This window comes from Corallococcus silvisoli, assembly GCF_009909145.1.
Taxonomy (GTDB): domain Bacteria; phylum Myxococcota; class Myxococcia; order Myxococcales; family Myxococcaceae; genus Corallococcus; species Corallococcus silvisoli.
This window is the reverse complement of record NZ_JAAAPJ010000011.1, coordinates 214,217-233,734: the sequence shown is the minus strand read 5'-3', so window position 1 is coordinate 233,734 and position 19,518 is coordinate 214,217. Positions and strand designations below refer to the sequence as shown.

At 70.6% G+C, this 19,518-nt stretch carries 23 protein-coding genes; 6 read left to right on the top strand and 17 right to left on the bottom strand.

Annotated features, from left to right (window positions below; translation table 11 throughout):
- Position 1: 1 nt before the first annotated feature.
- From GTY96_RS22885 to GTY96_RS22830, 12 genes are all read right to left on the bottom strand, one after another.
- Positions 2-370 (bottom strand): hypothetical protein, encoded by a 369-nt coding sequence (locus GTY96_RS22885; RefSeq protein ID WP_161665781.1) that lies wholly within the window; start codon positions 368-370, stop codon positions 2-4.
- Positions 370-834 (bottom strand): hypothetical protein, encoded by a 465-nt coding sequence (locus tag GTY96_RS22880; protein ID WP_161665780.1) that lies wholly within the window; start codon positions 832-834, stop codon positions 370-372. Before GTY96_RS22880 ends, GTY96_RS22885 begins: the two co-directional genes overlap by 1 nt.
- On the bottom strand, positions 831-1,112 hold the full coding sequence (locus GTY96_RS22875; protein ID WP_161665779.1) for a hypothetical protein: 282 nt from the start codon (positions 1,110-1,112) through the stop codon (positions 831-833). Before GTY96_RS22875 ends, GTY96_RS22880 begins: the two co-directional genes overlap by 4 nt.
- Positions 1,109-2,443: a replicative DNA helicase gene (locus tag GTY96_RS22870; protein WP_161665778.1), complete on the bottom strand. Its 1,335-nt coding sequence runs from the start codon at positions 2,441-2,443 to the stop codon at positions 1,109-1,111. Before GTY96_RS22870 ends, GTY96_RS22875 begins: the two co-directional genes overlap by 4 nt.
- Positions 2,444-2,451: 8 nt before the next feature.
- Entirely contained in the window at positions 2,452-3,396 is a 945-nt protein-coding gene (locus GTY96_RS22865; RefSeq protein ID WP_161665777.1) for a hypothetical protein, read from the bottom strand.
- A 5-nt stretch (positions 3,397-3,401) separates the two neighbouring features.
- On the bottom strand, positions 3,402-4,520 hold the full coding sequence (locus tag GTY96_RS22860) for a DNA-methyltransferase (RefSeq protein WP_161665776.1): 1,119 nt from the start codon (positions 4,518-4,520) through the stop codon (positions 3,402-3,404).
- A complete protein-coding gene (locus tag GTY96_RS22855; protein ID WP_161665775.1) occupies positions 4,517-5,428 on the bottom strand; it encodes a DNA cytosine methyltransferase in 912 nt (303 codons plus the stop codon). The genes GTY96_RS22860 and GTY96_RS22855 overlap by 4 nt, the downstream gene beginning before the upstream one ends.
- Positions 5,425-5,739, bottom strand: a complete 315-nt coding sequence (locus GTY96_RS22850; protein WP_161665774.1) for a LexA family protein — start codon at positions 5,737-5,739, stop codon at positions 5,425-5,427. Before GTY96_RS22850 ends, GTY96_RS22855 begins: the two co-directional genes overlap by 4 nt.
- Positions 5,736-6,203 (bottom strand): hypothetical protein, encoded by a 468-nt coding sequence (locus GTY96_RS22845; protein WP_161665773.1) that lies wholly within the window; start codon positions 6,201-6,203, stop codon positions 5,736-5,738. Before GTY96_RS22845 ends, GTY96_RS22850 begins: the two co-directional genes overlap by 4 nt.
- A 194-nt stretch (positions 6,204-6,397) precedes the next feature.
- Positions 6,398-6,784 carry a hypothetical protein gene (locus tag GTY96_RS22840; RefSeq protein ID WP_161665772.1) on the bottom strand — a complete coding sequence of 129 codons (387 nt, stop codon included), beginning with the start codon at positions 6,782-6,784 and terminating at the stop codon, positions 6,398-6,400.
- Between the two features lie 185 nt (positions 6,785-6,969).
- Positions 6,970-7,734 carry a hypothetical protein gene (locus tag GTY96_RS22835; RefSeq protein ID WP_201756304.1) on the bottom strand — a complete coding sequence of 255 codons (765 nt, stop codon included), beginning with the start codon at positions 7,732-7,734 and terminating at the stop codon, positions 6,970-6,972.
- Positions 7,727-7,915 (bottom strand): hypothetical protein, encoded by a 189-nt coding sequence (locus GTY96_RS22830; RefSeq protein WP_161665771.1) that lies wholly within the window; start codon positions 7,913-7,915, stop codon positions 7,727-7,729. Before GTY96_RS22830 ends, GTY96_RS22835 begins: the two co-directional genes overlap by 8 nt.
- 244 nt (positions 7,916-8,159) lie before the next feature.
- Between GTY96_RS22830 and GTY96_RS22825 the strand changes: the two genes are divergently transcribed.
- Positions 8,160-9,707: an HD domain-containing phosphohydrolase gene (locus GTY96_RS22825; RefSeq protein WP_161665770.1), complete on the top strand. Its 1,548-nt coding sequence runs from the start codon at positions 8,160-8,162 to the stop codon at positions 9,705-9,707.
- A gap of 51 nt (positions 9,708-9,758) precedes the next feature.
- Positions 9,759-10,724, top strand: coding sequence for an alpha/beta hydrolase (locus tag GTY96_RS22820; protein ID WP_161665769.1), 966 nt, complete (start codon positions 9,759-9,761; stop codon positions 10,722-10,724).
- A 326-nt stretch (positions 10,725-11,050) separates the two neighbouring features.
- Here the strand turns inward: GTY96_RS22820 and GTY96_RS22815 are convergent, their stop codons facing one another.
- Positions 11,051-11,473 carry a hypothetical protein gene (locus GTY96_RS22815; protein ID WP_161665768.1) on the bottom strand — a complete coding sequence of 141 codons (423 nt, stop codon included), beginning with the start codon at positions 11,471-11,473 and terminating at the stop codon, positions 11,051-11,053.
- Positions 11,474-11,622: 149 nt separating this feature from the next.
- Between GTY96_RS22815 and GTY96_RS22810 the strand changes: the two genes are divergently transcribed.
- From GTY96_RS22810 to GTY96_RS38330, 3 genes are all read left to right on the top strand, one after another.
- Entirely contained in the window at positions 11,623-12,039 is a 417-nt protein-coding gene (locus GTY96_RS22810) for a hypothetical protein (RefSeq protein ID WP_143906755.1), read from the top strand.
- A gap of 394 nt (positions 12,040-12,433) precedes the next feature.
- Positions 12,434-13,828 carry a hypothetical protein gene (locus GTY96_RS22805; RefSeq protein WP_161665767.1) on the top strand — a complete coding sequence of 465 codons (1,395 nt, stop codon included), beginning with the start codon at positions 12,434-12,436 and terminating at the stop codon, positions 13,826-13,828.
- A 324-nt stretch (positions 13,829-14,152) separates the two neighbouring features.
- A complete protein-coding gene (locus GTY96_RS38330; protein ID WP_268903964.1) occupies positions 14,153-14,284 on the top strand; it encodes a hypothetical protein in 132 nt (43 codons plus the stop codon).
- 9 nt (positions 14,285-14,293) lie between these two features.
- Here the strand turns inward: GTY96_RS38330 and GTY96_RS22800 are convergent, their stop codons facing one another.
- Positions 14,294-15,454, bottom strand: coding sequence for a hypothetical protein (locus GTY96_RS22800; protein ID WP_161665766.1), 1,161 nt, complete (start codon positions 15,452-15,454; stop codon positions 14,294-14,296).
- Positions 15,455-15,621: 167 nt separating this feature from the next.
- Here GTY96_RS22800 and GTY96_RS22795 point away from each other — a divergent pair, with 167 nt between their 5' ends.
- Positions 15,622-16,230, top strand: a complete 609-nt coding sequence (locus GTY96_RS22795; protein ID WP_143906762.1) for an isochorismatase family cysteine hydrolase — start codon at positions 15,622-15,624, stop codon at positions 16,228-16,230.
- On the opposite strand, the gene GTY96_RS22790 is transcribed toward GTY96_RS22795, so the two are convergent.
- The 3 genes from GTY96_RS22790 to GTY96_RS22780 all read right to left on the bottom strand — a co-directional run bounded on the left by GTY96_RS22790 (position 16,220) and on the right by GTY96_RS22780 (position 19,465).
- Positions 16,220-16,930, bottom strand: coding sequence for a hypothetical protein (locus GTY96_RS22790; RefSeq protein ID WP_161665765.1), 711 nt, complete (start codon positions 16,928-16,930; stop codon positions 16,220-16,222). The two genes, GTY96_RS22795 and GTY96_RS22790, sit on opposite strands and share 11 nt — an antisense overlap.
- 83 nt (positions 16,931-17,013) lie before the next feature.
- Entirely contained in the window at positions 17,014-18,648 is a 1,635-nt protein-coding gene (locus GTY96_RS22785; protein ID WP_161665764.1) for an LVIVD repeat-containing protein, read from the bottom strand.
- 151 nt (positions 18,649-18,799) lie between these two features.
- Entirely contained in the window at positions 18,800-19,465 is a 666-nt protein-coding gene (locus tag GTY96_RS22780; RefSeq protein WP_161665763.1) for a hypothetical protein, read from the bottom strand.
- Positions 19,466-19,518 lie beyond the last annotated feature (53 nt).

Genomic DNA, 19,518 nt, shown 5'->3' with positions numbered 1-19,518 from the left:
GTCACACCCCCATGACCGGCGGGGCGCCGGTGTAGCCGGGGACGATGGGCAGCCCCTGCCGCTGGGCGATGCCGCGCACGAAACTCTCTCCGCAGTCGAAGCGCTCGCAGAGGGCCAGGAGTGGCACCCCGTCGGAGATGAGTCGCGCGATGCGCTCCTCGCGCCGGGCCTCGCGGGCGTGGATGTCGAGCCCATCCAGCGGCACGTCGTACCGGACGCCCGGATCATCCAAATCGTACGGCTTCGACAAGCCCAGGCGCTTCGCAGCATGGGTGCACGCCACGCTGCACCAGCGCGCGCGTGAGTGCCTCGTCCGGAACACCCTGCCGCAGTGGCACGTCAGCGTCCTCTCGTCCTTGCACAGCGCCATCACCGCACCTCCTCAAGCAGTCGCCCGTCAGGGGCGAGAATCAACGCCCGGCCCGGCCAGCCCTCGGCCCGGCAGAGCTCCGTCATGTGCCGGGTGCCCTTGCCCAGGCTCCGGTCCGTATGCGCCGCCACCCAGCCGACGAGGTGGCCCTGAGCGGCGAGTGCGCGCACGGCGTCGCGCACCACCTCGTTGCGCAGCGGGCCCGCGCGGTGGCCGTCGCGTTTCCAATCCGCAGGGAAGCGCTCGACGGCATGCACGTCGAACCACGGCCACTCGACGGCGGCTGCCACCTCCCACAGCCGGTCCGCGCCGATGGCCTCGGGCTCGTCCGTCTTGCGCGCGTCTCCCGCGCCGTGGACGAGCAACGTCCCAGGCCGCGTGACGAAGCGCCGCATGTACTCGCGGAGCACGGGCAGGTGGCCCAGGTGCAGGCCGCTGCTGCCGCAGGCGAGGAGCACCGTCACGGCATCACCTCGTCGGCCAGGTGGGCAGCGCAGGTGCCACCCAGCGGCGCGGGCTCCGGGCACGGGCCCTCCGCAGTGGGCACGCCGCACGGCACGTGCGCGGGCGGCGGCGTGTACGGCGACTCGGCCTCGTGGATGCCCACGCCCGCGAGGCGCAGACGCAGGCGCCGCACCTCCGCCTCGCTTGCCTCCAACTGCGCGCGCAACTCTCCGCGGGCCTTGTACGCGTCCATGAGGCGCGGCAGGTTGGGGCACTGCTTGTGCTTCGGGCACGTCATGCGGCACCTCGGTTGTCCTGCGAGTAGCCCGTGTCGCCGGCGCGCTTCCTTCCGCCCACCGACTCGACGAGCCCGGCCGAGGCGCGGAACGGCATCGCGAAGTCGATGTCCTTCTCGCCCTCCGTCTGCTTGAGCACCGTGCCGATGATGGAGTCCCGGTCGTCTTCATCGAGCCAGAGCGCAACGATTTTCCGGGCTGCCTCGGCGAAGGCGCCGGAGTTCTTCAGCAACTCAGTGTTGGGCCGGATGTAGCGAGGCTCCTTCGTGGTGTTGCCCAACTTCTTCAGGTGCATCAGCAGCAGCACTGGCACGTTCAGGTCCTTCGCCACATTGCGCAGGACGCGCACTGCGTGGGCCGTCCGGACGTCGTGCCTGTCGTCGCTCCCCGAGACGTCGATCTCCGACGCGTTGTCGACGACGATTGCCTGGGCGCCGTGCTGCACGACATCTTGTCGCGCGGCCACGCCAATCTGGTCCGCAGTGAGCCCGCTCCGGTCGTCGATGAGGAGGTTGTCGCCCCACTCCAGGGACTGCATGACAACGTCCTCGATGTTCCGCTCGTAGTGCTCTGGCAGGCGCTGGGCCTCCATGAGGCGGCGGACAGGGACTCCGCTCTTCGCGGCCAGGTGGCGCTTCGGGAGCCAGATTTCCGGATCCTCCAGCGAGAAGAGGCTGCACTTCCGGCCGCCCTGAGCGAGGTTCAGGAGGATCCGACCGGCGACCGCACCCTTGCCGACAGACGGATAGGCACAGAGGATTTCCAGCTTCCCGCGCTCCAGTCCGCCCAGCAGCTCGTCCCAGACGTCGATGCCGGTTGGCAGGTAATGCTCATAGCCGCCAGAGCGCACTTCGTGGAATCGCTCCAGCAAGACTTCCATCGCATCGCGGAAGGTGCGGCGGCGCTCGCGCACCGCGGAGCTGAGCTGCGCCAGCTTCGCGGATGCCTCCAGCGCCACCTCCGCCGGCGCCTTGCCACTGCGGTTTGAGCGGGCGGCCTCCGTGAGGAGTGCGTCCAGGCGTCGGCGCATTGCCGCCTGGCGCACCAACTCCGCGTAGGACGCGGCATGCGCGAGGATGGGGCAGGACTCCTCCAGGTCCATGATGCCGGTGCCGATGGCCGCGAGTTTCCCAGCAGCCTTCAATTCCTCGGCGACGGCCAGTCCGTCGATGGGCTTCCGGGCAGCATGGACGCGAAGTACTGCCTCCCAGACATCGCGATGCATTGGATGATCGAACTCGTCGACGGGCAGGTGGCCGCAGTCGTCAAGGCTGGCGCGTCCGACGAGGACACACCCAATGACAGCTCTCTCGGCTTCATGGTTGCGCAGCATGGCGGGGCTCACAGGCGTGGCTTGTCGCCGGCGACTGCCGGCATGGAGTGGGTGACGGGGCGAGGGTCCAGGCGGGGCTTGTCGCTCCCGGGGCCAGCGCGGGCCCGGGCTGCGGCGCCGTGGGCCTTCGTCACCCACTCGTCCACCTGGGCGATGAAGAGTCCGAGCGCGTAGTCCTGCTCTCGCGGGTACCCGTCGGCGGCGAGGTAGAGGGTGAGGGCGGCGTCCAGGGTGAGGGTGCCGTGCGTCTTCAGCGCCTCACCCAGGCGCGCCCACTGGCTCCGGTTGAACTTAGTCTCCTGGACGGCCGTCGCAGGGATGACGGCCCGCCGCGCCTCGGCCGCGCGCTTCGCCCATGCCGCCGCTGGGCTGTCTGGACGCGGGGGCTTCGGTTCCGCGGGAGGCAACTCAAGGCCGAGGAGAGTCGGCTCCACCGAAGCCAGGGCGGGCTGCGCGCCAGCGCGGTCCGCAGTCTCCGTAGGAGACTGCTTCTTCTCTACTCTCTTCTCTCTACTCTCCCCTGGCGGGGTTTGAGCGGGAACCGTGCGGACCCCGTGCGGACCCCGTGCGGACCCCGTGCGGGAATCTTCAAAACCCCGCGCGGGACGACGGCTGGAGTGGGGACGCGCACGGTCCCGCTCAAACTTCGCAGCCAGGGCGGACTGCTCGGCTGCCCAGTCGTGCACCTCCAGGGTGCCGTCGTCGTGCCTCTCCAGCAGGCCCGATGACACCATCGCGTCGGCCAGCGCTCCTGCCTCGCCCTGGAAACGCACAGCCCGCTCAAGCATCCCCGCTGCAGCCGGGCCGGTGAACTTGCCGTCCCCGCGCTTCACCGCGCAGTAGTCCCAAAGACGGGCGACGTAGACGTCGGCGCGGTCATCGCGCAGGAGGGCGCAGAGGGTGAGGACCTTCTCGTGCGTCGTCCAGCCGCTGTGGACCTTGAACCAGGGCATGCACGTCATGGCGCGCCCCCGGCGAAGAGATCACCCTGCGCGTCATCCGGGGCGCCGTGGGCGAGCCGACACCGGGCGATCTCCACGTACTCGCCGGACTGCTCGACGCCCACGAAGCGTCGACCCTCACGGAGCGCTGCGACCCCGGTGCTGCCGCTGCCCGCGAACGGGTCCAGCACCACGCCGCCTGGAGGTGTCACCAGCCGCACCAGCCACCGCATGAGGGCCACAGGCTTGACGGTGGGGTGGATGTTCCGCGCGCCGCCGGTGCGTCCAGCCCCGGTCCGCGGGCTGTTCAGCCGGGCCTGGCCCTCCTCGCTGTCGGTGGCCTCCGCGCCCGTGCGAGCGGGTAGCGACTCGCACCCGGCATCGCGCTCGGCCCGGCTGGCCTTAGCGGTGTAGAAAAAGCGGGAGGGCCCGGCGCCGGGTGAGTGGTTGTCGCTCGCGTCGAGCGCCGCGGCGGCCTCCTCGTCGAGCACGACGTTCGCGGGCCAGCGGCCCTTTCCCGGGTCGAACATCTCGCCGTTGCGTCCGGTCCCGGTCTGCATGTTGTAGACGAGGCCGGAGGATGAATTGAACGCCGGCTGTGGAACCCGGGCGTTGTCCATGTCGTCCGCTCCGGCGTAGGCGATGCGGCACGCGTCGATGTTCAGGGCGCCGGTGCCGTGCGCCTCGACGTTGGCCGCGACCGTGCCGACCAGCGGCTTGCGCGCGAGGATGATGGGCTCCCACGCGGGCTTGAGCGCGGTGCCGCGCCCCTCGCCCACGTTAAGCGACTTGGGGAACCCCGTGCCGTACAGCCACGAGAGCGTGTCGCGGACCTCGAGGCCCGTGGCCTCAATGGCACACGCGACGCGATGGAAGGTCCTCGAGCCGCCGAAGGCGAGCAGATGGCCGCCGGGCTTGAGCACGCGGAGCACTGCCGCCCAGGTGGCCGGGTCGAACGCGATGCCCGAGCGGTCCCAGCCCTTGCCCATGAAACCGAGCTCGTAGGGTGGATCCGTCACGACGGCATCCACGGACTCCGCCGGCAGCGTCGGAAGCACGTCCTGCAGGAGCCCGTGCTCCACCGTCCAGCGCGCGGCGCGGGCGAGAACAGCGTCAATCGGGCGCGGGCAACTCATGCGGCCTCCAGGGCCTGTCGCGCGACACCGCACGCGAGCGGGGGCGGAACGGCGTTGCCGAGCTGCTTCGTGACGTCGGCGCGCGTGCCGAGGATGCGGTAGCTGGCCGGGAAGCCCATGCCGCGCTGGAGCTCCGTTGTGGTGAGCATCCGCATCCGGTCGCCGTCGACGACGGCCCAGACGTCCGCCGCGGGGATGGTGCCCAGCGGCCGGTCCAGGCTGCGTCCCGTCTCGCCGCTGCCGGAGCCGTAGTACGGCATGACGAAGCGCTCCCCGTGGCCATCGCGGCGGGCGCGCGCCACGCGGTTGCGCGTCGCCTCGACTCGCGACGCCACCGGGAACCAGGCCCCGGCGCTCCAGTCGATGATCTCCCGCGCGGGTAGGTGCTGGAGCCCGGGCGAGGTGAGGCGTGGTGCGCGGCGGCCCAAGGCACCGACGATGAAGAGGCGGCGCCGGTGCTGAGGGACACCGAAGTCCGCGGCGTCCAGGACCTGGGTGCTGAGGTGGTAGCCCAGCAGCGTGAGCGCCCGCTCCCAGGCGACGAAGAGTCGCCACCTGAGGAACTCGGGGACGTTCTCAACCAGGATGAGGCGCGGGCGCGTCACCTCGGCGACGTCGACGACAGCCCACGCGGTGGCACGGGAAGCGTCGTGGTGAGGCCTCTCCTTCCCACGTGCCCGGGTGTGACCGGTGCAGGCGGGGCTGGCGATGAGGAGTTCGTGCGCTGGCAGGTCACGCGGGTCCATCAACGCGACGTCCTGGCAGCGGTGCATCACCGCCGGGTGGTTGAGGGCGTGCGTCTCCACGGCACGCGGCCAGTGGTTGACGGCTGCCACCACCTGGACGCCCGCCTGGGTGGCGCCAGTTGTCCAGCCGCCGGCACCCGCGAAGAGGTCCACGGCCTTCATCGCGACTCCTCCACAGGCTGACGTGCCTGCCGCTGGGCGACGAACTCGCGCCCGGACTCGGTGAGTTGCAGGGACCGGGCGATGTTGGGCACCCACGTCACCAGGCGCTTCGTCCGCAGCGCGTTCATGTGGACGACGGCGGCCGTGTGGCTCGCCCACCCGAAGTGCGCGGCGATGTCCCTGGTGGTGGGAGCGTAGCCGTGCGTCGCGATGTGGCCGGCGATGAAGCTCAGCACGTCCACCTGGCGCTCCGTGGCGATGCTGCGCGGGGCACCGCCGCGCGCCTCGCGCTTGGGCATGGGACACGTCATGGCGACACCTCCGGCTCGTCGCAGGTGGGGCAGACGTCGCCCATGGGGCAGGCGTGGGGCGGCTTCGCGGTGCTCCACTCCTTGCGCTCCGGCGCGGGCAGGGCGGAGAGGGCGGACTCCAAGAAGCCCACCAGCGTCGACTGGACCAGCACGAGTCGTTCGCCGTGCTCGTCCTGCCACTCCCGGCCCTTGGCATCTGGCCGCTTGGCGTCGGACACCACCTTGTGGGCGGCATTCGTCACCTCGGCTACCTGCGCGCGGAGGGCGTCGCGCTCAGACTCGGCATCCTGCCGCAACTCGTGCGGCGTCTTCCCAGAGGCCCTTTGGATGCAAAGGATGAAGTCTCCGTCAGTGGGGTGGTGGACCTTGAACTCCACGTAGTTGGTCGCGCCCTCACCTCGGAAGAACGTCACCAGGGCTTCGGCCATGCGGAGCGTCGTGCCCTTCGCGGCCGTGAAGGACATGTTGAACGCCGTCTTCCCATCGCGTGTGGCTCCCGGTCCCATGCTGGCAACGCGGAGGTCCTCCAACTCCTCCACGCGAGCGAGGGCGGCATCGCGCTGGCGCTCCGCTCGGCGGGTCCTCTCGTCTGCCTTGCTCGCATGCCGCTGCCACTTCACGGCCATGCGCTTCCAGCCTGCGGCGTCCGTGTCCGCCTTCACTGGGCACCGCCCTTCGTGACGGCGGCCATCTGAAGCAGCAGCCCGTCCAGCACCTGGCCTGTGGCCGTGCCGTCGAAAGCCTCGGCCGCGCCGCGCACCAGGGACTGCACGGTGGCGAACTGCGCGTGGAGGGCGGCCTTCTCGGACTCGTGGCGCGCATCGTTGGCCACCAGAGTGCCCTGGAGGGTGTGCAGGCGGGCCGGGGCGCTCCCCATGCACGGCGGCACTCCGTAGACGTCGCAGACGTCGTGCACAGCGGATTCCAGGCCCCGGTACGCGGCTGACAGCGTCGGATGAGGAATCGATGCAAGATCATCCGTGGCGGCGAACAACTCGCTGCGGGTGCTGCGCGGCGCCGCGCGGGCGCCCCTCTTCGTAGGCATGGCACGTCTTCCTCCGCGCGTAGGGCGCGGCCCGTGACGGGGTAGGGTGGAAGCCCGGCTGCGCTGCTGCTGCGCTCGCGCGGGGGACTGCGTGCCGTGCTCCAACAGCCGGAGCAGAGGGACCGCCCGGAGGCGGGTGCTGCCGTCAGGCCCTCACCAGGCCGAGGCGCGTGTTGCTGGTGCTGCTACTGCGCGGCGGGCAGGACGGTGAACTCCACCCTCCAGCACCACGGGTTGGCGGCCCAGGACTCGGCGCCGTTGATGGATGTCCAGAGGCGCCGGAACTGCTCGCGGGCTGTGGCGAAGACTCGGGGCTTGTGGTGGCGCACGTTCTCAAGCTTCCGCCGAGCCACCATCTCGGCATCGGGCTCCACGGTGAACTCCGGATAGCTCTCCGTCTCCGGGTCCCACGCGCTCCAGCCTTCGTGCACGACAGCCGCGCAGCCCTCCGCCTGCGCGTCCTCCTCGGTGATGTCGTGCAGGCGCTCCACGCGGACGGACGCCACCTCCAGCGTCAGGCGCGAGGCCCAGCGCGGCATGTGGATGGAGGGGCGCCAGCGGCCCCGGAGAGGCACCCACTGCTCGCCGTCGGCGCGATACCAGCGGTCGCGCAGAAGCGTGGGCAGCACGGCGCTCGGCCGGGTCGGATCGTGGATGCGGTCCAGAGCGTAGGTCTCCTTCACCCAGAGCCGGTCACCGGGCTTGCCGTAGGGGCAGGTGAACGGGCCGCACGCAGCCCAGCCCTTGCCCGTCGCGTCCCGCATGGTCGGCAACCCGTCGCGGCTGTTGGAGGGCTTGCCATGCAGCCAGAACTCCACATCCGTCGGCTGCGGCTTGATGAGCCGCCTCGTGACCGTCTTCCGGCCGGCGAGGATTGCGCGGACCATCGGCCCGCTGAAGAGGATGGGCCGCTCGCGGATGGCGGGCGCAGCGAGGGCCGGGCTACCCATGACGCACCCCAATGCTGGCGACGCCCATCAGGTCCAGGCAGCGGCTGCACTTCGTCCAGGGGTGGGGCCCGTGGCCGGCCTCCGCGTGGAGCGCCTCCGCGAGCCGCTCGAGGGCGTCCACCCCGGCGAACGCGACCGTCTTCGCCTCCTCGCGCTTCCCGCGCCCGGCACCAGCGGCCATGAGGCCCAGGGACTGCCGGATGACGGCACCGGGCAGCGCCTGGGTGGCCGTAACAGCACTGCTACGCTCAACTGGCGCAGCCTGCGCCAGTCTGATGCTGGTGACGCCAAGTCCCTGATTTTCCGAGGCAGCCTGCGGCGGGCTGGCGCGAACTGCGTCAGGTCGCACGGGTTCAAGTCCCGTACTCCTCGCCACCCAGTCCCCTGCAAGCCTTCGGGTTTGCAGGGGATTTTTTTTGTCCTGCGTGGCTCTCACCCCGCTGTCACAGGTCGCCATGCCCGTGATGAACCTGCGCCTGGATCCGGTGGCCTCGCTCTCCGCGCTGTCCTCCGTGCTCGACCTCGCGAATGGGCTGGAGGGGGAGAAGAGCCTGCTGACCGGCCTGTTCGCGCTGGAGCTGGCGCTGGACGGCGGCCTGTCCCGGGACGACGCCCGGGCCGCCTTCTACGTGGGCCTGCTGCGCCACCTGGGCTGCACCGCCTACGCCGCCGAGGAGTCACGGCTGGGCAATGACGTGCACCTGCGCCGCAACCTGCTGCGCGGGGACGCGGGCCGCCCCTCGCATGTCGTGCGCTCGGTCCTGGACGCCAACCCCAGCCTGCCCCGCCGCGCCGCCGGACTGGCGCGCCTGCTGACGTCCTCTCGGCGGCTGCGCTCGGAGTGGTTCGCGGAGGCGTGTGGCGCGGCGCGACTGCTCGCCTCCGGCCTGGGGCTGGACGCGCGGGTGCTCCAGGGGCTGGATGAGGCCTATGAGCGCTGGGACGGCGCGGGCGGCCCGCGTCTCCTGGGCGGCACGGACCTGCATGAGGTCGGGCGGGTCGCGCAGGCGGCGCACGTGGCCGTCGTCTTCTTCGTCGGCTCGGGTACGGCCGTCGCGCAGGAGGCCCTGGCGCTGCAAGCCGGGACGACGCTGGATCCGGCGTGGGCGAAGCGGGCGCTGGCCGCGACCGCCTCGCTCCTGACCTTGTCGGACGCGCGCATCGAGGCGGCGGAGGCGTGCCTGCTCGAAGCCCCGCCCGCCATCGACGCCACCGCTCTGGCGACGACCTTCGGGGACTTCGCGGACCTGCAGAGCCCCTTCACCCGAGGACACTCGCGGCGGGTGGCGGAGGCGTGCGCGACCGCCGCGCCCCGGCTGGGTCTGGACGCGGCGGAACAGGCCACGCTCCAACTCGCGGCGTACCTGCATGACCTGGGACACGTGACCCTGCCCACCGGCCTGTGGCTGAGGCCCGACTGGTCCTCCTCGGACCGGGAGTCGTCCCGGGCCCACGCCCAAGCCACCGAGCAGCTGCTCACCGCCACGCCCATGCTGCGGGACGCGGCGAGGCTCGCGGGCTCGCATCACGAGCGCCTGGATGGCGGAGGCTATCCCCGGGGCCTCTCGCCCGCCGCCCTGTCCCGGGCCGCGCGCCTGCTCGCGGTGGCCGACGTCTGGGTCGCGCTCCAGGAGGAGCGCCCCCACCGTCCCGCGCGGACGGCGCCCGTGGCCCGGCAGGTCCTGGAGGCCGAGGTGAAGGCGGGCCGGCTGGATGCGGACTGCGTCGCGGTGGTGGCCGGGACGAAGGCCGTCCGGCGCGCGCCGGAGCCCGGCCCCACGTCCGCGCTGACGCCCCGTGAGGTGGATGTGCTGCGCCTGCTGGCGGGCGGAGCGACGAACAAGGAGATCGCGGGGAAGCTCGGGGTGTCGGACCGCACGGTGCAGCACCACACCATCCACATCTACGAAAAGCTGGGCGTGAGCACCCGTGCGGGCGCCTCGCTGGTGGCCGCGCGCGCGGGCCTCGTGTGATCCGCCATCTGGCCGATGTGGGCTGGGACGCCGCATGGTGCATTGGGCGCCATGAACAAGCCCTTGCCCTTCGTCCCCTTCCTCAGCGCCCTGGCCGCGCTCGTCCTGTTGCAGGGCTGCGCCGCCGCCACCGCGTGCCGCACGCGTCCCGCAACTTCCCCCGGCTTCGAGCGGACCGCCTCCGACGGCATGTGCCTGAGCAGCGTCCGGTGGGAGCCGGCCCAGCCGCCCGTGCGTGGCGTGGTGGTCCTCATCCACGGCCTGCGGGACTACTCCGACCGCTACGGCCGGCTCGCGGAGGCGCTCCAGCTCCAGGGCTTCGCCGTTGTCGCGCAGGACCACCGGGGCCACGGTCACTCCGGCGGTGACCGCCAGCGCATCGAGTCGATGCAGCAGTTGGTGGACGACGTGGATGGCGTCGTCCAGGACGCCCGCGCGCGACACCCGGGCGTGCCGGTGGTGGTCTTCGGTCACAGCATGGGCGGGCTCATCGCCACGCACTACGCGCTCCAGCACGCCTCCGACGTGTCGGGGCTCATCCTGAGCGGCGCGGGCGTCGTGCTGCCGCCGGGGGTGTCCGGCTTCGACACGCGCCTGGCGAAGATCTTCGGCACGATCCTCCCGGGGCTGCCCGCGCAGGACCTGGACAGCCAGTTGTTCCTGCACGACGGCCCGGAGAAGGAGCGGTTCCTCGCGGATCCGCTCATCACCCACGAGAAGCTGCCCGCGCGCTCCGCCAAGGCGCTCATCGCCGGCATCGAAGCGCTCGATGGGAAGTTCCAGGACCTGAAGCTCCCACTGCTGGTGGTGCATGGGGGCGAGGACGTCATCACCTCCATCGAGGGCAGCCGCGCCCTGGTGGCGCAGGCCACGAGCGCCGACAAGCGCCTCATCATCTACGAGGGCCAGCGCCACGACCTCGCGCACGAGCCCGACGCGGCGAAGGTCGTCGGAGACATCGTGGGCTGGGTGGAGGCCCACGTCCCGCCGAGCGCCGCCGCGACCGCCGCCCCCTGACAACGGGAGCCTCCGCACGGAATGTCCGTGGAGAGCACCAACGTGCGGCTCTATTCCTGCAATGAGCAGCGCTGGCAGTGTTTCGCCGAAATCGCCACGGTCTTCAGCAATGTCATCGCCGCCTTCCGGTGCCTCGACGTCTCCAACGCGAACCCGGCGGCGGGTGCCGACGTGCAGCTCTGGAACTGCAACGACGGCGTGGCGCAGCACCGGCTGAAGATGTGGCGGCGGGCACCCGAAGCGGGGACCGTGTTGGCTGCCCGTGGGACCCGCAATGCATGCCCAGGCTCATGCGGGCCGCAAAGAGCCGTCAATGACTCACGGTTTCACTCCTCGCCCGCGAACGCGCCAATCAGGTCTCCGATGACGGCTCGGGCCGCCGCGTCCGTTGCGTCGGCGGTCACCCACACGAGCAGATCGCCATTGACCGTTCCGTCGCCCTGCAGGCCATTGGGCACGTGTGCCTTCAGCCAGTCCTCCGCGACGCGTGCTTCCTTGTAGCTGTTGAACACGTAGACCGATGCCCGCATGGAGTTCGACGTCCAGGCCCGGCCGAAACCCGCTTGGGCGCCGAGGTCCTGGACAGCGGGAGCTGGATCGGCCGGCGAGAGCTCGGCGCTGCCCGCGCCATGGCGCAACAGCGCCTCGCCTCGTCGGAGGAAGGGATCGAGCGGGGAGGGCTGATTGCTGCCCGAGCCAGGGCTCGACGACGCCTCGCCTTGCCGGAGAGATGGATCGTTCGGGTTCACGGGGTTCCTTGGCGGTGGGCCGCCGGCACACGCGCACAGAAGCGAGAAGAGCAGGGCGGGGCGGGCAGACCGCGTGAACGGGGTTCGCATGGGCTCATGCGATAATACCTTCGTCCGCGGGCCGCGCAGCGCACGACAAGGAGGCCCCGATGAGCGGCGCTCGCTTCCTGGAAGACAAAGTGGCTCGGCACGGCGTGGTCCAGGTGCGGGCCGTGAGCGCGCCGCGGCCCCAGAGCCTGTGCGCGAGGATCGAGAAGATCTACGTCGCGAGGAACGGAATCGACCCTTCGTGCCTCGGCGGAGAGTTCGAGTTCGTCCAGGCCCCCTCCGTCTGGGGGAACACCGCCCTGGGTGTGGGGGAGCGGGCCGTCCTCTTCGTCTCGGAGATCGCGGGCCGGCTCTACGAGGCGCCCTGGCGCGGGCACCTGGTGATCGAGCACATCGAGGGGGGCCGCACGCCAGCTTCCCGTCTCCCGAGCTGTGGCTGGACGAGCGAGTGCCAGCGGCGCTCCGAATCGAGGCTCGGCAGGACCCTCGTCGCGCGCACGCCTCCGCGATCCGCCTGACCGCCCTGGACGTCTACCTGGAAGCCTTGAGCGAGCGGCTCGGCGCGTGCCGCCACCGGCACCGCGGCGGAGCCGGACCGTGAGGCGATGAGGGACTCGCGTTTGGGGATGTGCCGGCTCCGGTGTCTGGACGGGGCTCGGTGCCCTGGCACATCGGGCCCGGTGCGTGGGGCGCGGCGAGGGCTTCCGTGGGCCAGGACCCTCCAGAGGCCACCCGCCACGTCGACTCCAGGGGTTGCTGCTCGAATCCCTCTCACGTCGCTTCTGTCGCGGCTGTCTTTGAGGTGAGTGGAAATTCGAGGGAACTCTTCCGGTTCGTGGATGTCTTTGATGGGGCGGCGCCTCCCGCCTGGCGGGCCGGTCCAGTCAGAGGCGTCACGGGGGAGTTCATACAATGCTGAAGAAGGGGATTGTCTCGGGGATGCTCCTGCTGGGTGGCTTCACGATGCTCGCGGGTTGCGACAGCGAGTCGAAGGCGCCGGAGGTCATCTCCTCGCACGAGAAGGGCAACGCCTCGCTGCTCATCGAGCGCGTGGGCGGGACGGGGCCCTACGTGGGGCACGCGGAGGAGCGCTTCCGGGTCGTCGCCTCGGATGAGGCCTTCAAGTCCGTCCGCTGGAGCGCGAGCAGCGGCACGCTCACGCCGGACTCGGATGCGGTCACCTGGACGCTGCCGGGCGAGGTGGGGCAGGCCTCGCTGTCCGTGGAGGTGGAGACGGAGTCCGGGAAGAAGGCGGAGGGCTCGTTCAGCTTCAGCGTGGTGGCGCCCCAGCTCACGACGAACACCGTGGTGGACGCCAGTCCGGACAAGACGGGCGGCACCTGCGAGCTCGCCTTCGGAGACGACGGCAAGGGGCACCTGCTCTACTCGAACGAGACCCACCGCTCCCTTTGGTACGCGACGTGGGATGGCACGACGTGGCGGAAGGAGCAGATCGACGGCCCCGGGTTCAACACCGGCGGTTACATCACCAACGCCGCGATGGCGCTCGACCCGCGGAGCGGCACGCCGCACGTGACCTATCTCCGGCGCTTCGGAAGCACCACTCCGTCGGGGGAGGCGCAGCGAATCGTCTACGCCACGCGCGTGAACGGCGTCTGGAGCAAGGAGGAGATCTCCGCCACGTCCCGCCTGAACGTCCCCGCGCTGAGCATCGCGCTCAACCCCGCACAGGGGCAGCAGCCCACCATCGTCTTCACGGAGACCGTGTCGACACCGGCGACCTTCGTGGCGACGCGCACCGCTCCGGGGACCTGGAGCATCGTGAGGCCGGTGAGCTCCAGCACCGTGCTCCTCAGCAACCCGCTCTTCGACGCAGCTGGGACGCTGTATCTGTTTGATAGCGCCACCGTGCTGTCCGCCATCCGGGGGAGCACTGTCGACATCTTTCGTCCGGGCTACATCGCGTTCCAGTACAGCCAGAGCATCTCCGCGACCTTCGACGCGAACAACCACGTGCTCGGGCTCCTGAGCGGGGGCGCGGACGGCGCGACCAAGGGCCTGATGGACATCGCGCCGGGCACGCCCATGTCCACCAGCGTCATGCTCACCTCCATCACCGACTTCGAGAACGACGCCGCGGATCTGGCGTTCGACGGGAGCAAGCCCATCGCCGCGCTGCGCCGCGGGACGACGCTCGAGCTCAGCTCGCCGGATGCCCAGGGGCTGTGGACGTACTCGCAGTGGGGCTCGGTGCAGGATGGCTCGCGCCTCAGCGTCGCCATTCGTCCCACCGACGGCGCGCCGCACGTCTGCTACCAACTGGATGGCAAGGTGAACTTCCAGTAGCCCGGCGGGCCCCGGGGCGAAGGCGGGCGCGGGCTCCACCTCCGCCCGCTTCCGTCTTGGTGAGAGGCGCGGCCTCGTGTCTCGCCGGGTGAGCCTTCGGAGCCCTCCGATGAGCCCGAGCGCTGGGGTCGCTTCACGGGCCGAGCACGGACACGCGTCCTGGAGCCCACGGGTCGCTGTCCGCTTTCGGGACGCGACATCCCGGATCCGCGCAGGCCCGAGCCGCTTGGACCCGCGGTTCGGGGGGGCCGCGGGGAGCTGACGGGGGCGGTCCCCTGGCACGCGGTTCGCTTCTGGGCACCCCATGGATTCCCTCCGCACGGCGTGGAGGCCCGCGATCCCGCCATCTTCGCGGGCGTGGCGGGGGTGCTGTCTGTCTGCTCGCTGGTGGCGTGCTGGGTGCCCGCGCTGCGCGCCAGCCGCGTCATGCCCTCCGTCTCCCTGCGCTCCGACTAGCGCCGCCGCTCAGGCGCCCTGGAGCCGTTCCGCGCAGGACTCCCTCTGGTACGGCAGCCCGGCCTTCAGGAACCACCTCCCGGGATTGCCGAACGTCGGTTCCCAGAGGTCCGCGTTCGCGACCAGCTCGGAGAGGAAGCGCCGCTGCGCGTCCGTCCGGACCTGTCCATCTCCCGCCGGGAAGGCCGCGGCCAGCAGCGGGCCCCACTCCTGATCGACGAAGGACTTGGTCGTGACGCGCGCCAGGGCGACGGCCACGGGGAGGAGCCGGTCGAAGTCCTCCACGCGCTCGAGCAGGCGCTCCAGCACGTAGAAGCGGGGGCGCATCTCGAACGGAGGCGGGCGAACGGTGAACCAGTCGTCCATTCGGGCGGCGTGGTGCTCCAGCGCCTGGAGCAGCTCGCGGGTCGCGGCCTCGTTCGTCGCCAGGGTCTTCGCCATCGCGGCGCAGACGCGCACCGCCGGGGAGGCGTCCTCCAGGAACGCCGTGGGGGCCACTCCCAGCTCGCCCAACATGAGCACCAGCGTGGAGCGCTCGTCGGTGTTCGCGGTGGCCTGGGCCAGGGCGGTCAGTCGCAGCACGAGTGCCTGCCGCCGCGCCTCCCCGAACACCTCTGGCACCCGGGCGAGCTGGGCCGCCGTCGTCGCGGCCTGGGCGCGGACGCCGGTATCCGGGTGGTCGAGGCTGGCGAGCACCGGTTCGACGAGGAGCGGCACGACCCGGGCACACCCTAGGAGGGACGTGGCGTAGAGGGCGTCAGCGGCCTCCTCGTCCTCGTAGAGGGCATCGTCGTCGCCCGCGTCGAGGAGCGGCGCCAGGTCGTAGCGGGCCATGCGCTCCAGTTCCTGCCTGGATGCCCAGCGGTCCCCGACGGCCTCGACGACGCCCGCGAGGAACGCGAGCACGCGCACCCGGAGCCGGGGCCCGCCGGAGTCGAGCCGGGGCTCCGCGAGCAGCCCCGCGAGGACGCACGTCACCGGGCCCGTCGCGGTCCAGGGCGTGCCCTGGTGGAGGATGGCGGAGCCCAGATAGGACAGCGCCGCGCTCCGGGCCGATTCATCGCCTTCGACCAGCGCGCGCAGGTGGTCGGGGGCGTCCGTGGCGCGACCATAGGCGTGGAGCAGGCGGGACCAGTCGGTCGCTTCGAGGGCGGAGAGACCCGTGAGCATGCGCGGGACTTTAGCGCCTCCAGGCCCAGCGCATGGCGCTGGCGCCGCCAGACCTCCGAAGCGGTAGTGGACGGATGCTCGGGGCGCGCCTTGACCGCGTCTTCGGGGGGCTGTCAAACCTGTCGGACCGCCCCGGAATGGTCCGGCCCTTCACCTCGGAGTCCGCCATGTCGTTCGACCCTTCGACCACCGCCGTGCTGCTCATCGAGTACCAGAACGAGTTCACCACCGAGGGCGGGGTGCTGCATCCGGCGGTGAAGGGCGTGATGGCGGAGACGAAGATGCTGGAGAACACCCAGGCGCTGGTGAAGGCCGCGCGGGCGCGGGGCGTGACGGTGATGCACGCGCCCATCACCTTCGCCGAGGGCTACGGCGAGCTGACCCGGCACCCCTACGGCATCCTGAAGGGCGTGGTCGATGGGAAGGCGTTCGTGAAGGGGAGCTGGGGCGCGCAGATCATCGACTCGCTGGCGCCGCAGAAGGGCGACATCGTGATTGAAGGCAAGCGAGGACTCGACACCTTCGCCAGCACGAACCTGGACTTCATCCTGCGCAGCAAGGGCATCAAGACGGTCGTGATTGGCGGCTTCCTCACCAACTGCTGTGTCGAGTCGACCATGCGCACCGCGTACGAGCACGGCTACGACGTCATCACCCTCACGGACTGCACCGCCGCCACCTCGTCGGAAGAGCACAAGAACGCGCTCAAGTACGACTTCCCGATGTTCTCGCGCCCGCTGCCGTCGTCGGAAGTGATTGGCATGTTCAAGGCCTAGGGCCCGAGGCCGCCGCCAGGACCGTGCTCGAGTACGAGAGGATCAGCCCCTGCCGGTTCAGGGTGCGCCTTGCGACGAGGTGCACCTTCGTCTCGACGGTGTTCCACCGGCTCCGCAGGGTGTACTCCTGAGTGTCCCAATAGGCCTCCACGGCGCCCTGGGCTGCCTGTCCGTTCAACTGGTGCAGGAGGTTTTCGTCCGGAGGCCTGCGGTCGTGGAGGGCCTGGGTGCTGTCGGCCGCGAAGGTGAGGAGCGTGAGCGCACCGAGCACGGCCCGTTGGTTGGCGGCGTCCTTCGCCGTGTCCTGGACTTCCTGCGGCTCGCCGTAGGTCGCTTGAAGCCTGCTCGCGACTTCACGGTAGGCGTCGCGGAGGTCTCCCGATTCCGCGAGGTGGATGGACACCTCCGCGAGCTTCTCCTGGGAGAAGACGAAGTGAATCGACGCAGGCCTGTTCCAGAGCTCCGTCCGAAGCTCCAGGACGTCCTGGTCCAGGGGCACGGCGTCCGGATGCTGGGCCCGCACCTCGTCGAGGCTCATGCTCCAGCGGGTGTCCGCGAAGCCCGTGGCGGCAGTGCTGAACGCCTGCAGGTGGACCTCGCGGAGGGCCGCGCGCCGCTCGAGGAGTTGAGCGTGCCGTGGGGACTCACAGCCCAGGGCCAACAGGCAGAAGGGGAGGGCTTGGGGGAGCATCCGGAGCATGAGGGCCTCGTGGTGGAATGGCGTGCCCGACGAAGGACTCGAATCAATATTCAAGGCGGCCCTCAGGAATCCGCGGACGTGGGTCAGAGCTCGTTCAGGATGAGCAGCCCGCGCGAGGTGTCCACGACGTACACGTAGCCGTCCCCGGGGACGCGGATGCCGATGGCTCCCTCGAGCAGGTCGTCGGTCCGGTGGGGGTCGGACTCGCGGAAGGTGTTGAAGTAGGCGATCTCGCGGGGGCGTGGGGGGACGGAGACGTCCAGCACGCGCAGGCCCTCCTGGTAGTAGGTGACGTAGAGACGCTTGCCCCGGAGGATCATGTTGTGGATGGAGGTCTGCGGACGCAGCTTGTACTCGCCCATGAGCTGGATGTTCGTGGGGTCCGTGACGTCCAGCACCCGCAGGTGGGCGCCCTGGTACTCGCCCCCCTCGAAGGCGACGGTCTTCCCCGCGAAGGTGCCCACCGCGCTCGCGTGGCTCGTCGCGAAGCTGTTGTCGCTCTCGAAGGTGTAGTGGCCCAGCTCGCGCGGGCTCATCGGGTCCTTCACGTCGAAGACGACGTAGCCGGCGCTGAAGTGGTTGACGTAGAGGCGGTCCTGGTAGGCGAAGGAGTCGTGCGCCGAGGGAATGTACGACGTCGTGTCGGCGGCGACGAAGCGGTTGAGCAGGACGGGGTTGAGCGGCGTGGAGATGTCGAAGATGAGGGTCTCTCCGGTGGGCGCGGGCCCGGGGGACACGGCGTGGAGCCGGTCGCCGTCCACGAACATCGTGTGGACATTGAGGGCGGGGCCACCGGGCACGTTGCGCACGTAGGCCGGGGCTTTGGGGTGGGTGATGTCGAAGACGATGACGCCCGAGCGCCTGCTGGCGATGTAGAGCGCGTCGTCCTTGGCCCAGGCCGCGTTCCAGAAAGAGTCACCCGGGAGGGTGATGTGCTGGGTGATGACCGGGTGGCTCGGGTCGCGGACGTCGACCACCGTGAGTCCGCCCGTGCCTCCGGTGTACAGGTCGTCGACGGACACGACGTAGGCGTGGCCACGGTGGACATACACGTCCACCGGAAAGTCGGTCTGGACGTGGGTCTCCGAGAGGAGGCGCAGCCCACCCGACGCCTCGGCTTCGCCCCGCCCCCAGGTCATCCGCGCGGCCTCGAAGGTGCCCGTGGAGTTGACCTTGCCATTCCCGCAGCGGGCGAAGCACCCCGTCACCAGCCCGGGTCCAGTGACGCCACAGCCCGCGAAGACGAGCTGCCGCACGCTGGACCCCTGGGTGTGCCGCGAGGACACGAAGAAGCTCCCCTGGAGCTGCTGCCGCGTGAGCGGGGTGCTCAGCCCCGTGAGGCCGTTCAGGGTCCCCGTGCTGCCATCGGCGGGGACCCGGATGCCCGCGAAGTCCGAGAAGCCCGCCGCATGACGCATGTCCACCTGGTAGATGCCGTGCGGGTCCACGCTGGCCAGCGAGGCGGTGTCACACCGCGACAGGTCGAAGAGCGATGGGTCGTCGCAGTCGATGACTGTCCCCGGGGGCGGAGTGAACGCGCAGGCCGCGTACTCGCCCCGGTCGACCCAATCCGTCGACTCGGCCAGGGGTGTGTACGTTCCGTCCCAGGCTTCCGCCGGAGGAGGAGGGGGCTCCACGGGTCCGGGCTTGTCGGAGCAGGCCAGCGACAGCAGGGATCCGATGAGGACGGCACGGAGGACGCGAGGCTCGAGGACCATGGCACGGGGCTCCTGTCGAGGAGCGCGGCCCGGATGGGAAGCCGCGCCCGGTGGAACCGCCCAGCGTAGGCGCTCGCGCGGGTGTGAAGCAGTCGCGCCCCGGTACGAGACCGGCCTGGATCAGGCCCAGGGGCTGTCGTTCCCACGGCGGTTATTTGATCAGCCCGCGTTCGCGGAACGCGGCGATCAGCCGGGCCTTCCCATCGTCGAGCACCGGCTCGCCGTGAGAGGGCACCACGTGCTGGAAGTCGAGCCCGGCGACCTTCGCGAGCGTGGCCTCGAACGCGGGCCGGTCCTTGGCGAACCTCAGGAACAGCCGGCTGACGGCGAACCGCCGGTAGATGCCGAAGGACCCATAGAACATCCAGGCGGCGAGGCCCTTGGGCTCCAAGACGTTGAAGGCCATGTCCGTCACGAAGAGCGCCTTCGAGGCGTGGTGCAGGAACAGGCTCTCGTTCATCTTCGGCATTCCCGGGAGCGGAATGAGCGCCAGCTCCGCCTCGAAGGGCCAGGGGTCGACGCCGAGGATTCCGTGCCAGGACAGGTCGGGGTGCTTCTCCCGCACGCCCACCGGCCCCCAGAGCCGCGCGCTCGGGTGCGCCGCCGCCGCCGCCTTCATGCCCGCGGTGTGCATCAGGCTCGGGGCCACGAGGTCGGTGATGGCACCGGCATCCCGAAGCTGCTCGGGGGTGAGCACCGACGCCGGCGAATACAGCACACGCGCTGCATCCAACTCGAAGACCACGGAGCGAACGGGCAACTGCAGCAGCGGCGAACGCAGGGTGGTCTCGATGAAGCGGGTCTTGGGCAGGGCCATGGGGTGGAAGTTCCCACACCCTGGACGTGGATCTCCAGCCAGACGCCCCCAGC

Bases quoted from the DNA above. Each gene is read 5' to 3' on its own strand.
- GTY96_RS22885 (WP_161665781.1), bottom strand. From the start codon at position 370: ATGGCGCTGTGCAAGGACGAGAGGACGCTGACGTGCCACTGCGGCAGG.
- GTY96_RS22875 (WP_161665779.1), bottom strand. From the start codon at position 1,112: ATGACGTGCCCGAAGCACAAGCAGTGCCCCAACCTGCCGCGCCTCATG.
- GTY96_RS22870 (WP_161665778.1), bottom strand. From the start codon at position 2,443: ATGCTGCGCAACCATGAAGCCGAGAGAGCTGTCATTGGGTGTGTCCTC.
- GTY96_RS22865 (WP_161665777.1), bottom strand. From the start codon at position 3,396: ATGCCCTGGTTCAAGGTCCACAGCGGCTGGACGACGCACGAGAAGGTC.
- GTY96_RS22860 (WP_161665776.1), bottom strand. From the start codon at position 4,520: ATGAGTTGCCCGCGCCCGATTGACGCTGTTCTCGCCCGCGCCGCGCGC.
- GTY96_RS22855 (WP_161665775.1), bottom strand. From the start codon at position 5,428: ATGAAGGCCGTGGACCTCTTCGCGGGTGCCGGCGGCTGGACAACTGGC.
- GTY96_RS22850 (WP_161665774.1), bottom strand. From the start codon at position 5,739: ATGACGTGTCCCATGCCCAAGCGCGAGGCGCGCGGCGGTGCCCCGCGC.
- GTY96_RS22845 (WP_161665773.1), bottom strand. From the start codon at position 6,203: ATGTCCTTCACGGCCGCGAAGGGCACGACGCTCCGCATGGCCGAAGCC.
- GTY96_RS22840 (WP_161665772.1), bottom strand. From the start codon at position 6,784: ATGCCTACGAAGAGGGGCGCCCGCGCGGCGCCGCGCAGCACCCGCAGC.
- GTY96_RS22835 (WP_201756304.1), bottom strand. From the start codon at position 7,734: ATGGGTAGCCCGGCCCTCGCTGCGCCCGCCATCCGCGAGCGGCCCATC.
- GTY96_RS22830 (WP_161665771.1), bottom strand. From the start codon at position 7,915: ATGGCCGCTGGTGCCGGGCGCGGGAAGCGCGAGGAGGCGAAGACGGTC.
- GTY96_RS22820 (WP_161665769.1), top strand. From the start codon at position 9,759: ATGAACAAGCCCTTGCCCTTCGTCCCCTTCCTCAGCGCCCTGGCCGCG.
- GTY96_RS22810 (WP_143906755.1), top strand. From the start codon at position 11,623: ATGAGCGGCGCTCGCTTCCTGGAAGACAAAGTGGCTCGGCACGGCGTG.
- GTY96_RS22805 (WP_161665767.1), top strand. From the start codon at position 12,434: ATGCTGAAGAAGGGGATTGTCTCGGGGATGCTCCTGCTGGGTGGCTTC.
- GTY96_RS22800 (WP_161665766.1), bottom strand. From the start codon at position 15,454: ATGCTCACGGGTCTCTCCGCCCTCGAAGCGACCGACTGGTCCCGCCTG.
- GTY96_RS22795 (WP_143906762.1), top strand. From the start codon at position 15,622: ATGTCGTTCGACCCTTCGACCACCGCCGTGCTGCTCATCGAGTACCAG.
- GTY96_RS22790 (WP_161665765.1), bottom strand. From the start codon at position 16,930: ATGCTCCGGATGCTCCCCCAAGCCCTCCCCTTCTGCCTGTTGGCCCTG.
- GTY96_RS22785 (WP_161665764.1), bottom strand. From the start codon at position 18,648: ATGGTCCTCGAGCCTCGCGTCCTCCGTGCCGTCCTCATCGGATCCCTG.
- GTY96_RS22780 (WP_161665763.1), bottom strand. From the start codon at position 19,465: ATGGCCCTGCCCAAGACCCGCTTCATCGAGACCACCCTGCGTTCGCCG.